Origin of the sequence: Paenibacillus sp. FSL R7-0313, from assembly GCF_037969885.1 — a bacterium.
Taxonomy (GTDB): domain Bacteria; phylum Bacillota; class Bacilli; order Paenibacillales; family Paenibacillaceae; genus Paenibacillus.
This window is the reverse complement of the sequence record NZ_CP150219.1, coordinates 6,469,002-6,481,222: the sequence shown is the minus strand read 5'-3', so window position 1 is coordinate 6,481,222 and position 12,221 is coordinate 6,469,002. Positions and strand designations below refer to the sequence as shown.

Genomic DNA, 12,221 nt, shown 5'->3' with positions numbered 1-12,221 from the left:
AGATGTTTATATAAATTGAACTAAAGAATATTTACACTGCACACTCCGATGACAGAACAACCTTCCGATCGCTGTTATCCCCAGATTTTTTTGATTCCTTTTATAAAGGGGAAATCCGGGGATAGCGTATGCTTCCGATGTAGCTTTCTTGCAGAAAGCTTGTAGGCGAACGCGTTGCTTCTTCAGGTCCTTTCTGTCTTCTACGTTATGTATAAATGTTTTGTTCAATTTATATAGATTTGGGGTATATATTAGGGAGGGATATCTTGGTTGATAACCGATCATATGTTCTGTATAATGGGATAAAAAGGAAGTGTATCTGTTGATTCAATCTGCGTTCAAACATATTGACGTGGCCGTAACATCGTTGATTGATATATGTGATCAGTTGTCGGAAGAAGACTTGGCTTTGACTCCAATTGAAGGTAAACGGCCTGTTGGAGAGTTACTAGCCCATCTGTCTGTGATCTGCCGAGCGGATGTTTATATTTCCGAAGGTGCATCGGAGGAAGAGATGGCTCAATTCTATGCAGAGAACCAGGTGCATTCGCTCCCTGAGATCAAGCAGGCACTGATTGATAACCAGATGTATCTATACCAACGTTACAGGCAGTTTAACACGGAAGAGTTACTACATGTGACGGATTCGTACTGGGGAGCTTCCTATAGTCGGCTGGAGTGGTTGCTTGAGATAATGGGGCATGTATATCATCACAGGGGACAATTGTATACGATGCTGACCCTGACGGGCAAAGAACCCCAGTACTTTTTAAATAGAAACAGATCGAATACATATAAGCATGTTATAGGAAGCATCATGGGTTAAAGTGGGAATAGACCGACGATACTACACGTTATACGTGAAATAACGGAGGATTCTGGTATGGAAAGACATAATACATGGAATGCATCGATGGACAATACGTTGATTGACAGGTTAAAACAGATTCCTGAACTTGATCAGGCTACACGGATTGAACCCGTTATGAAGGGGTATTCAGCGGATGCTAAATTCAAAATGTTTGTCCCTGGCCAAGGCCATGTGTTGGTGAGGATATATGATGTTGCTGAGGAATGGATGAAGCAAAGGGAATATCAATGTTTGAAGAGCATGCAACAATTAGGTGTACTGTGTCCAGCAACGTTGGGCACAGGTAGATTGGATGAGAAGAACGGATATATGATTCTTAGCTACATTGAAGGCGAAGATGCTTCCGAGAGACTGCCTCAACTGAATGAACAGCAACAGTGGGCGGTTGGCTTTGAAGCAGGAGCGCAGCTACAACTGATTCACAAGTTGCCGATGGAGGAACAGACCGAATCATGGTACATACGCAAGAGCACGAAGCATCAACGTTACGTAGAGCGTTATAAACAGTGCCCGATCGTGATGAAAGAGGATCAGGCCATTCTAACGTTTATTGCAGACCATCTCGGTTGGATGAAAAATCGTCCAGATGGATTTCAACATGATGACTTCCACCCGAGCAATCTTGTCGTTAAGCAGGATAAGCTCGCAGGAGTGATTGATTTTAATCGTTATGATCAAGGGGATCCCATTCATGAATTTTTGAAGCTGGGTTTGTTTGCTTCGGAGATCAGTATTCCATATTCCATAGGTCAGATTCAGGGCTATTTCGATGGCAATGAACCGGATGAGTTATTCTGGAGATTGTATTCACTGTATACGGCTATGGCGCTGGTGTCTTCTGTGGTGTGGATTCAGCAGGTGAAGCCGGAAGAGACACATGAGATGATGACCAAGATCGAGCGTGTCCGTGAAGATCACGATGATTTTCGCAGTTTCATCCCTCGGTGGTATACTTTGAACAGATCATGAATTATGGAAGGGAAAGGAATAATGCCGTGGCACAGCCAGCAACCATTCTGCTTGTGGATGATGAGCAGGAGATTATTAAACTGATGGAAATTTATTTTGGCAACGAGGGTTATCGGATTCTCACTGCGAATGATGGGCTTGAAGCACTGGAACAATTGAAAAAAGAGTCGATTGATCTTATTATTCTGGATGTTATGATGCCAAATATGGACGGAATCGAAGCTTGTATGAAAATTAGGGAAGAGCAGAAAATGCCGATTATTATGCTGTCCGCCAAAAGTATGGATATGGATAAAATTACAGGGCTAAGCATCGGTGCTGATGATTATGTGACCAAGCCATTTAACCCGCTTGAACTTGTGGCACGGGCCAAATCTCAGCTGCGCAGGTATCATACCTTCAATGAAGGTCGGGAGAACAAAGAGCACGAGTGGGTTATTGATGATCTGGTCATTAATACCGATACACATGAAGTTTGGGTGGATGAGCAGCCGGTTCGTCTGACTCCGCGTGAATTTGCTGTTCTTGAATTACTGGCTCGCCACCAAGGTTCAGTACTCAGTATGGAACAGATCTATCGTCAGGTCTGGAAGGAAGAATTCATGGAGTCGAATAATACTGTCATGGTACATATTCGCAAGATTCGTGAGAAGATTGAACTCGACAGCAAACATCCCAAGTTCATTCAGACCGTATGGGGTGTGGGTTACAAGATGATCAAACCGCAATAAACATGTACATCCACAGGATGTCATGTGACATGAACACATTCAGGGAGTTCCTATTATGAATTCAAAGTTGATTAATACAGTCCGATGGAAATTTATCTATGCATTTTTGCTGAGTGGCATATTAACTGCAGTTATTTTGTACGGAGGTAGTCAGGTGGGGCAGACCATCCTGGAAGCTCAGACGTATCCGGATTATTCCATTCCGGCCCAAGGGATCAGGTGGTTGGTGAATAATATTGGTTCAGTGCCTTTGATGATTGTGGTAGGCGTGCTCAGTTTTGTGCTGTTTTTTTTCCTGTTCTCTCGCAAGGTGATGCGAGTTCTGGATGAAATTACGGCAGGAATTCAGGAAGTTGCCAAAGGAGAGCTGTCCCATCGCATCGAAGTGAAGACCTCGGATGAATTCGGAGTGGTTGCTGCAAGCATTAATCAGATGGCTGAACAATTGCAGTTATCACTTCAGGAAGAGCGTAATGCAGTTGCTGCCAAAAACGACCTGATTACGGGGATATCACATGATCTGAGAACACCACTCACTTCTATTCTGGGATTTCTGGAGTACATTGAGAAGGATCGCTACCAGGATGAGATTGAGATGCGCTATTACGTTAGCATCGCCTATGAGAAATCCCTGACTCTTCGCAAGCTGATTGATGACTTATTCGAATATACGCGTGTGAGTGGCGGGAGTCTTCCGTTATCTTTGCAAGCGTTGAACCTGAATTCGTTTCTAATGCAGCTGGCTGAAGAGTTTGCTCCCATGCTGGAGGATGCTGGCATGACCTACAAGATCATTGGCGGGCAAGAGCCACTATGGATACAAGCTGCTCCTGGGGAGCTTGTACGAGCATATGAGAATCTGTTCAGCAATGCCATTCGGTATGGTTCGCAAGGTAAACTAATGGAGATTGGGCTGGCCCTTGAAGGTGAAGAGGCTGTAGTCCGCATCAGTAATTATGGTGAACCGATTCCGGCACAAGATCTGCCACATCTGTTTGATCGATTCTATCGTGTGGATAAATCGCGTTCCCGTGAAACGGGAGGTACGGGTCTCGGCCTGGCGATTGCCAAATCGATGATTGAATTACATCGAGGAAGTATCGTTGCCTACAGTGAAAATGGCAGAACGGATTTTGTTACCCGATTCCCTGTAACTGCTGCTCCGCCAAGTAATTACGAAGAGCAGTAATAATTAAGAATTTGGTAAGAAGTTAACTACTTCCTTATTAAGAAATATTCGGTATGCTACCTCTATTACTTATTGTTGTATAGAGGAGGATACCGAATATGAAGACCCGATTCAGTACTGTAAGATTAAGATACATATACATTGGAGGAGCAAGCGCGTTACTGAGCGCAGCGCTCCTTTTTGTCGTTTATCATGTGCTGCGATTTGCGCATAACCATGTCCTTCCTGATACAGCATGGATAACGCGTATGATGAACTGGGGAATCAACCATATCGGAACAAAGCCGTTTTTCATCTTCATTGGTGGAGCCGTATTTGCGATCTTTTTCTGGATTCGATCCCAGAAGATTGCGGAAGATCTCAGTCAACTTGCGCGCGGAACAGCCGAACTTGCATTGGGCCACCATCCTGGAAGAATTGATGTTCTCAGTGGTGGTGAACTACGACAAATTGCTGCCAATCTGAATACGATTGCTATTCTCCTTCATGAGGATGGGCTGAGCATATCAGAACCGAAACAGGAGAGAAGAGAGATAGAGGGAGCGTCTATTAAGCATGAGCAACCCGGACTTCAGCAACATATTGCAGAAGACAAGGAGAATGCTGAAACTAGTTCTACACAGGTGGACTTACCGATAAAACTTACTCTCTACGGTATTCAATCTTCTCTGGATGAGATCATCCAAGGGCGGTGCCAGGACGAGGTGGAAGTTCAGCATTGGGTCAAGTTCGCGTATGAACAGACATTGCTGCTTCAACATGCTCTGGAGATTACACAACGAGATAGACAGGAACACGAAGTTTCAATGGAACGGGTACACAAGGAGCCTGAATGTTGAAGCGCGGGAGCAAGCGATGGATTTATACCGTATTTGATACAGCAGTGGTTGTCGTTTTGATGTTGGCCTTTTTCTATCTCTATCTGATTACTTATGGCGAAGGAATGATTCGAAATCATCCAGAGGCCATGCAGGTGGCCTCTTCAACCTTTATTACGAATGCAGAGGGGACCGAAATTTCGAGGTTGCATACGCAGACCAAAGGGGTTTCCGAATATGCTGACCTGAGCGCCATGCCAGATTTATTAAAGATGGCTTTTTTGGCTACAGAAGATCGACGTTTCTACAACCATGATGGACTGGATTTCATCGGTCTCGGCAGGGCCATAGTGCAAGATATTATACATATGAATCTGAGTCAGGGAGGAAGCTCCATCACGCAGCAACTGGCAAGAAATCTGTACTTGAATGGGGATAAAACGTTGAGTCGAAAGGTGAATGAGATGTCCATTGCAATGGCTCTTGAGAAGAAATACAGCAAGGATGAAATTCTGGAAATGTATCTGAATCAGATCTACATGGGACGCCAGCAGTATGGTGTAAAGGCGGCAGCCTGGCGGTATTTCGGAATTAAGGATATGCACCAGTTGGAACTATGGCAGATTGCTACATTGGCCGGAATGCCAAAAGGTCCATCCATATACAATCCAGTAGATCATCCTGAACTTTCCAAACAAAGACGTGCCGTTATCCTTGGACTAATGCATGAACAGGGACTAATTACACGAAAGCAGATGCTCAAAGCCCGTGACGTCGATTTCACGCCGCCTGAAACCGTATTGAATGCAACAACTTCACCGGGCTTGAGCAAGCCCGCATATGTGTCTGCCGTGGATGCTGTGATTCAGGAGGCTTCTCGGCTCACAGGTAAAAGTGAAGCGGAGATTCAATCGGCAGGTTGGGTTATTCAAACCGGGCTAGACCAGCAGGCACAACTGGCGATGGAAGAAACATTTGCAGACAATACCCGATTCCACGATGATCGCCAAGACGAGCAGGTCCAGGCAAGTATGGTTATTATCGACCAGCATAACGGTGAAGTAAAAGCGATGATGGGTGGGCGTAATCCCTTAAAAGGTGGTATCAACCGAGCGATTATGGATGCACGGCAGCCAGGCTCTTCTTTTAAACCAATTATTGCATATGGCCCTGCTTTGGAGTCGGGGAAGTTCAAGCCAGAGAGCATACTACCGGATAAACGCATGAGTTATGGCAACTATCACCCCAGCAATCTGGGTGGGCGTTACAGTGGTTCAATATCCATGTCCCAAGCCCTGCAAAAGTCCATCAATGCCCCAGCCGTATGGCTGCTTCATGAGACAGGGCTAAACGATGCACATCAATTTGCGGCACGACTCGGTATTGAACTGGGGAAAGAAGATCTAAACCTCTCGATTGCTTTGGGAGGTGTGCATCAGGGGGTGTCACCAATGAAGATGGCTCAGGCCTATACCGTGTTTGCGAATAATGGTAAGTTGAATACAGCCCATCTGATACGCAAGATTACAGATTCCCGTGGACGAACAATATATGCTCATAAGTCGGAAAATAAGCAGGTAATCTCCTCGAGCACGGCGAATGCCATGACCAGAATGCTGCAAAATGTAGTCAGTCAGGGGACAGGAAGTCGTGCACAGTTAGGTCAACACAAGGTAGCAGGTAAAACGGGAACAACACAGGCTGCATTACCTGGTGTGGGAAGAGAGGCCAATCGGGATCTGTGGTTTGTGGGCTATACGAGTAACTGGACTGCGGCGGTTTGGATGGGATTTGATCATACGGATGCAAAACATTATATGAGGTCAGGAAGTGGTGTTGCAGCGGAGTTGTTTGCAACGGTAATGAGACGTGCTACCCAATAGAATGCAAGAGAGAGAGACTATAGTCCAGTCGGTTCTTTCCTTCTCTTGGATAACACAGTATGTAGCCTCTAATGTATAATATGTGTCTAATCTATCGTAAACGGAGGCTGAAATGAACTATAAATATAGGAACTCGGATACAGATACAAGCTCGCTGCAGCCTAAAAGTGGTATCAGACCGGAACGGCCTGGCATCTCCGGATTAGGCGGATGGCTAATTTTAATTCAGATTGGCCTGTGGGTCTCACTGGCGCTTCTGATCGCGGATATGTCGCAGGTAAATGTCATTTTGGATCCGGTAAGATGGGAGGGTGTCCGCGGTGTCGACTCGGAACTTTATACTGAGGGAATACGCCCGCTCCTTTGGTTCGGGGTCATAAGCAGCGTCATTTTACTAATGATTGTTATCGTGAATCTCGTATTGTTGTATAAGAAAAAGAAACAGTTTCCACGCATGATGATTGTGCTGTGCATTGTGAATGTATTCATTGGAATCATGACATGGATTATGATCGCACGAATTGAGATTCCGAGAGAACAGCATGTGCTCGATCCAACATCAGCATTTAATTTGACGATACGATCCATTCTGACGTGCTGTATCTTCATTCCATATTTCCTGAGGTCGGTACGTGTGAAGAATACGTTTGTGAAGTAAATAGACTTCTTTGATTGTCTCACTGCACTATAGTGCTCTATAGGATAGTGATACGTAAGGCCCGTAGATATACAAGATTTTATCCTGTATGCTAACGGGCCATAAGTGTGCTGATATGTGAAAAGAATAATCATTTCGATGATGATTTTGCCCGCAGTGAGGCGGGAATTCGGCGTATCATCTGGTTTAATACCTCGGAGAGCACAAGGCCTACGGCAATAGCGCCGGATAACATGAGTGCTTTGGCGGCCATCTCCATAGCGGCACTGTAGTCATTTTGCACAAAACTTCGCATCGCATTATACGCCAGTCCACCAGGAACCAGAGGAATGATGCCTGCAACGCTAAAGATGATGACGGGTGCGCGAAACATGCGAGAGAATATCTGGCTGATGACACCTACGGCTATGGTCGCTGCAAGTGTAGCAGGCACCGCATCCGCTGCATATTCAAGTACGATATAGATAATCCAGCCGATCATGCCGACAAATCCACCGTGTAGCAGCATGCGCCGGGGTGCGTTGAAGATGATCCCAAACGCGGCTGAGGCGACAAAACTGGTTAAGGCTTGTTCAATAAAATGGAGCATATCCTGCATTCCTCCGTCTTACATAAAAAGTGAAAATACAACTGCAATACCGGTACCTATGGCAAAGGCAGTCAGAAATGCCTCGGCTCCCTTGGATAATCCGGATACGAGATGTCCGGCCATCAGGTCGCGTACAGCATTGGTAATCAGCAGCCCCGGAACCAGCGGCATCACCGAACCAATAATGATTTTGTCCCGTTCATGACCCACTCCCATATAGATCAGGAGAAAAGCGAGTATGCCAATAACAAAGGATGCCGTAAGCTCGGCAAAAAATTTGACCCGTACCAACCGGTGAAAGGCAATAACGGCTGCATAACCTATGCCCCCACAGATCAGCGCCGGAAGAAAGTCGCTCCAACCTCCGCCAAACATAATGGTAAAACAACCACTGGATAACGCCGCGGCCGTAAGCTGCACAGCCGTTGAATAGGAGGAGGGCTTACCTTCGATCTGTACCAACAGATCATGGGCTTCCTGAGCGGATAGCTCACCTTGTCCAATGCGGCGGGAGACCGCATTCACCTCGGACACCTTGTCCAGATCCGTTGTACGCTCAGAGATGCGAATCAGCTTGGCGGGTTCGGTTGCATCAACAGAGAAGAAGATGCCTGTCGGAACAACGTAGCTGTGCGAATGGGGTAAACCCAGCGCCGCCGCCATACGTTTCATCGTATCTTCCACACGGTAGGTTTCACCACCGCTTTGCAGCATGATTTTGCCTGCGAGCAGACAGATGGCAATCACGCGGGATTGTTCAGTAGGGTTGCTGCCAATCATACCCGTCTCGACTTGTGATACGGGTGATGAATCATGACGTATGTATTCCAACCGGATCAAGCTCCGTTTCATATGAGATATGGGGTGGTGCGACACCATTGTATCATATTTCACACGCTCGCAAGGAATCATGCCGCACCATAGCCGAGACCATAAAAAAGCTTCGTTCCCAAGACTTGAAGATCTCAGGAGCGAAGCTTCTTGGAACAGGTGCGGATATAGAAGTACAATGCCACTACATCAACAGTGTGATAACCAACAATTCATACAGCACAAGCGGCAAAATCGTTGGTCCAAACAAGGCACGCGGTTCAGGATATCCATGCATCGGGGTGACCTGGAGATACAAAATCCCCCGGTCTGCACTGATGATGACACCTTCCCACACTTGCCCATCGATATTCTGGACTTGTACCTTCTTGCCTATATGCTGCCGAGCTGTATGATGAAGCATATTCCGCACACTTTGCACGGATTGAAGCATCGGTTGATTGGCTTGATACACGACACGCGTGGATGGCGTGGATGTGGATTCAGACATGATGCACAACCCTTCCTCAAAATAAGTTCTTACTTCAAGGTATGCATCTGCCTATAAAAGGTGATTACACAAACGCCATCTCAAGGCTCCCGCGTCCATTTTCATAAGCGACTTTGCCTAATGCTCCATTCACAAAGGTGAGCTGGGGCGGAACATGGCCGAGATCCACATCGTACAGTACAGGGACATCCAGATCCCCAAGTGCAGAGGATAGGGCATCGGCAAAATTGAAATCGGCTGTATCGGAATAACCCGCAGGTCGGCCGAACATGAAGCCTTTCACACCTGCAAACCAGCCGGCCTGTCTCATCTGCCACAGATGACGGTAGATATCCCCCGCATTCATCTCACAGCTCTCCAGATACCAGATCGTTCCTTCGTCTGCACAGTACTGATCCAGATACGATTGGACGGGTGCGTATGGCGTACCAATCAGACTAGTGATCGTATCCATACAGCCACCGATCAGCCGACCAGAGAACGACACAGCGGTATCTGCATCTTCTGAGTGGGCGAGCTGTTTCCATTGCGAAGGTGTGTCCAGATTAAATCCAGGCAGTTCCATTTTCCATGCCGATTGATAGTGTGTGGAAGACGATTGAGTGATCTGTCCGCCGTATTTGGTCTGTAAAACATCAATCCAGCGCGCAGTCACCGGATCGAGAGAGCTTGATCTTAGATCAACATAATTGGTGCCGTGCGCTGTCGCTGTGCCGGTGAGCAGGGTGTATGCGAACAGGAAGGTACTGATATCCGAGTATCCCATGACCCATTTGGGCGGCAAGGTTTTCAAAGCTTCCCAATCCAGCAGGGGCAGGATATCCATAAGAAACTCTCCACCCCATGGAGGGATAATGGCCTGAATATTAGGATTGCGAAAAAATTCATTCATCTCTTCGGCGCGTTCCTCTTTGGAGGCACTCACGCATTTGGTGTTATGACGTAGAGAGGGGCTTTCCATCACGCCAAAACCCAGGCGCTCCATATTGCGTTTGCTCTCCTCAAGATAATGGTGCAGGGATTCACCTACACCGCTGGAGGGGGCTGCCACACCGATGGTATTACCCGGAGCGAGTGGCTCCGGGTAACGGATCGAACGTTGATTCATTGTGGAAACACCCTTTCTTGTGAATATATCGATTTAATGTAGATGTTTAATATTATCATTATAGTGCATGACTACGATTATGGCTGTTACATTATATTTAGGGAGTCACAGGAATTTCAATAGAGAACGGTGAACGAATTTGATCAGGGTAAGAGAATATTTCCATGGTCAGATTTCCTTTGGCCGCGGCTCCATTTTTAATGACAACTCTTGCTTCAAAGACGGAAGGGCTCCAGCTTACTTCATTAATGTCGAAAGGGTTTCCTTTACTGTCCTCTATATTGGTAAATGATAGCCCTGAAGTAGCATTTTGAGCATCTGCAATTGAAAACTCGAGGATCAGATTTTTGCCTTGGACCGTGCTTTGCAGCAATTTCAAACTCGATGGACCGCCTTGTATTTCACCTGAAGAGGGATCGAAGATGATAACCAGTTCATCCTGATCCACTGCTGAAAGGCCAGACCCTTGCAAAGTCAATTTTTTCGGAGTGGAGAAGTACATGCTTTCGAAAAAGACGGAACTTCCAGAGCCTCCGATGGAAGATGAATCGGTTCTCCATGCTCGGCCTTGCTCATCTACCAAGTGCAGATCACGAATGCCGAAGATTTTTTTGGTGTTGTTCCGATCATATTCGATATCAAGTACAAGACGAGTGGGATACAGAACGGCCTGTTTCACATGGATACGCTGTCCGTCCACGTTCATAGTTTGGTTTACGGGAATGATTTTTTTCATGCCTTTTGTTAAGTTGTGATCCACAGGGAAGGTGACTTTCCACTTATTATTCGGTTCCTTACCTCGTTCCTTAAATACAACGGTCAGCTCTTGTGGCGGTAAAGATTCTGTGAATGAGACATCGATTTTGTCCTCGTAAACGCCACTTTCTGAAGCCGGCTTAGGAGAGGAATAACTAAATCCAACCGGAAGATCTTTACCGTTCTCATCCAACAAATCGATATCATATCCACCCTTCTCCGGATCTTTCATGCCTTTCATTGTGTAAAAAATGACCATACGTGACTCGTCTGTAATAATGCCTTCAACGGTCAAGGAAGTACCATCATGCTCGTCAGTGACACCGACCTGCTGTAAGAGGGACTTATCGATGGCCATCATTAATCCTTTGTCCTGGCGAATCATACTCACAATGCCTTCCATTCCCGGCAATTGCTCCACCAAGGACGCAAAAGCGGGAGAGACACGGATACATCCGGTAAACAGCAGGATGAGGGCCGCTGCCGAGATGGAGCTCATATACCAGCGCAGCCTGGACTTGCGTTTGCGGGCCGCCTGGCGAATTCCCGCTTGCACAGCTTGGTAGGCGGCAGTATCCGGTACAGGCATGGTTTCGTATTCTGTTTTGCGAGCATTCAGCCGTTCCTCCAATGCGTCAAATGATCTTTGTTCATCCGTCATGAGGATGCATCTCCTTTCGTTTCAAGTTGATCACGGAGCTGTCCGAGTGCCCGATGTAATCGGGATTTTACGGTTCCGGTCGGGATGTCGAGAATATCGGCAACTTCAGTTAAGGAGAACCCTTCGAAATAACTCAGAATAATAATATGTTTGCAATCCCGGTCAAGGGTGGATACGGCCGCAGCAAGATCGGGGTCCGCAGGACGATCCCAGCTGCTGGATTCATGAATCTCGGTGACGGGACTGAACCGACTTTTGCGTTTGCGTTCGTCCGCACAGTAGTTGAGCAGAATGCGGATGAGCCAAGTGCCAAAGTAGGAGGGCTGTTTTAATTTTTTGAGTTTATGGAACGCCCTAAACGTTGATTCCTGAATCGCTTCGAGCGCATCACCTTCGTTATGCAAATAGGCATAGGCGATACGGTACATTCGGCTCTGATGTAATTCCATTAAGGCTGCAAAAGCCTCGGCATCCCCTTTTTGTGCGGCGATGATGAGCTGAATAGGGGTCACATGGCTCCTCCTTTCATGGATATGTTGAGTATTAGACCGTGTAAGGCTCCAAACGGTTCTTATTTTCTAAAAAAAATGTAATCGAACAACAAATAACCGTCAGTACTTCTCTTTGTACTCCAAAAAGAGTCCTGACGGTTATTCACGGTATTGCT

General features: G+C 46.5%; 13 protein-coding genes. 7 read left to right on the top strand and 6 right to left on the bottom strand.

What is annotated here, in order from left to right:
• The first annotated feature begins 322 nt into the window (after positions 1-322).
• From NSQ38_RS28405 to NSQ38_RS28375, 7 genes are all read left to right on the top strand, one after another.
• Positions 323-826 carry a DinB family protein gene (locus tag NSQ38_RS28405; RefSeq protein ID WP_339785413.1) on the top strand — a complete coding sequence of 168 codons (504 nt, stop codon included), beginning with the start codon at positions 323-325 and terminating at the stop codon, positions 824-826.
• A gap of 57 nt (positions 827-883) precedes the next feature.
• Positions 884-1,840 carry an aminoglycoside phosphotransferase family protein gene (locus tag NSQ38_RS28400; RefSeq protein WP_339785411.1) on the top strand — a complete coding sequence of 319 codons (957 nt, stop codon included), beginning with the start codon at positions 884-886 and terminating at the stop codon, positions 1,838-1,840.
• A gap of 26 nt (positions 1,841-1,866) precedes the next feature.
• Complete coding sequence (locus tag NSQ38_RS28395) at positions 1,867-2,571, top strand: response regulator transcription factor (protein ID WP_026081203.1); 705 nt, start codon at positions 1,867-1,869, stop codon at positions 2,569-2,571.
• 55 nt (positions 2,572-2,626) lie between these two features.
• Positions 2,627-3,760 carry a HAMP domain-containing sensor histidine kinase gene (locus tag NSQ38_RS28390; RefSeq protein WP_338592375.1) on the top strand — a complete coding sequence of 378 codons (1,134 nt, stop codon included), beginning with the start codon at positions 2,627-2,629 and terminating at the stop codon, positions 3,758-3,760.
• A 98-nt stretch (positions 3,761-3,858) separates the two neighbouring features.
• Complete coding sequence (locus NSQ38_RS28385; protein ID WP_338592377.1) at positions 3,859-4,599, top strand: hypothetical protein; 741 nt, start codon at positions 3,859-3,861, stop codon at positions 4,597-4,599.
• On the top strand, positions 4,593-6,461 hold the full coding sequence (locus NSQ38_RS28380) for a PBP1A family penicillin-binding protein (RefSeq protein ID WP_339785409.1): 1,869 nt from the start codon (positions 4,593-4,595) through the stop codon (positions 6,459-6,461). Before NSQ38_RS28385 ends, NSQ38_RS28380 begins: the two co-directional genes overlap by 7 nt.
• A gap of 112 nt (positions 6,462-6,573) precedes the next feature.
• Positions 6,574-7,119, top strand: coding sequence for a DUF2569 domain-containing protein (locus NSQ38_RS28375; RefSeq protein ID WP_339785407.1), 546 nt, complete (start codon positions 6,574-6,576; stop codon positions 7,117-7,119).
• Positions 7,120-7,249: 130 nt separating this feature from the next.
• Here NSQ38_RS28375 and NSQ38_RS28370 read toward each other — a convergent pair whose 3' ends face one another.
• From NSQ38_RS28370 to NSQ38_RS28345, 6 genes are all read right to left on the bottom strand, one after another.
• A complete protein-coding gene (locus tag NSQ38_RS28370) occupies positions 7,250-7,708 on the bottom strand; it encodes a threonine/serine exporter family protein (protein ID WP_339785405.1) in 459 nt (152 codons plus the stop codon).
• Positions 7,709-7,726: 18 nt separating this feature from the next.
• The gene (locus NSQ38_RS28365; RefSeq protein ID WP_339790746.1) at positions 7,727-8,488 is read right to left on the bottom strand and encodes a threonine/serine exporter family protein; all 762 of its coding nucleotides are present in this window, start codon (positions 8,486-8,488) and stop codon (positions 7,727-7,729) included.
• Positions 8,489-8,723: 235 nt separating this feature from the next.
• Positions 8,724-9,029: a hypothetical protein gene (locus NSQ38_RS28360; RefSeq protein WP_036610673.1), complete on the bottom strand. Its 306-nt coding sequence runs from the start codon at positions 9,027-9,029 to the stop codon at positions 8,724-8,726.
• Between the two features lie 64 nt (positions 9,030-9,093).
• Entirely contained in the window at positions 9,094-10,137 is a 1,044-nt protein-coding gene (locus NSQ38_RS28355; RefSeq protein ID WP_339785402.1) for a S66 peptidase family protein, read from the bottom strand.
• Positions 10,138-10,234: 97 nt separating this feature from the next.
• On the bottom strand, positions 10,235-11,554 hold the full coding sequence (locus tag NSQ38_RS28350) for a DUF4179 domain-containing protein (RefSeq protein ID WP_339785400.1): 1,320 nt from the start codon (positions 11,552-11,554) through the stop codon (positions 10,235-10,237).
• Positions 11,551-12,066, bottom strand: coding sequence for a sigma-70 family RNA polymerase sigma factor (locus NSQ38_RS28345; protein WP_339785398.1), 516 nt, complete (start codon positions 12,064-12,066; stop codon positions 11,551-11,553). The genes NSQ38_RS28350 and NSQ38_RS28345 overlap by 4 nt, the downstream gene beginning before the upstream one ends.
• Positions 12,067-12,221: the final 155 nt, after the last annotated feature.

Bases quoted from the DNA above. Each gene is read 5' to 3' on its own strand.
- NSQ38_RS28400 (WP_339785411.1), top strand. From the start codon at position 884: ATGGAAAGACATAATACATGGAATGCATCGATGGACAATACGTTGATT.
- NSQ38_RS28390 (WP_338592375.1), top strand. From the start codon at position 2,627: ATGAATTCAAAGTTGATTAATACAGTCCGATGGAAATTTATCTATGCA.
- NSQ38_RS28385 (WP_338592377.1), top strand. From the start codon at position 3,859: ATGAAGACCCGATTCAGTACTGTAAGATTAAGATACATATACATTGGA.
- NSQ38_RS28380 (WP_339785409.1), top strand. From the start codon at position 4,593: ATGTTGAAGCGCGGGAGCAAGCGATGGATTTATACCGTATTTGATACA.
- NSQ38_RS28375 (WP_339785407.1), top strand. From the start codon at position 6,574: ATGAACTATAAATATAGGAACTCGGATACAGATACAAGCTCGCTGCAG.
- NSQ38_RS28370 (WP_339785405.1), bottom strand. From the start codon at position 7,708: ATGCTCCATTTTATTGAACAAGCCTTAACCAGTTTTGTCGCCTCAGCC.
- NSQ38_RS28365 (WP_339790746.1), bottom strand. From the start codon at position 8,488: ATGATTGGCAGCAACCCTACTGAACAATCCCGCGTGATTGCCATCTGT.
- NSQ38_RS28360 (WP_036610673.1), bottom strand. From the start codon at position 9,029: ATGTCTGAATCCACATCCACGCCATCCACGCGTGTCGTGTATCAAGCC.
- NSQ38_RS28355 (WP_339785402.1), bottom strand. From the start codon at position 10,137: ATGAATCAACGTTCGATCCGTTACCCGGAGCCACTCGCTCCGGGTAAT.
- NSQ38_RS28350 (WP_339785400.1), bottom strand. From the start codon at position 11,554: ATGACGGATGAACAAAGATCATTTGACGCATTGGAGGAACGGCTGAAT.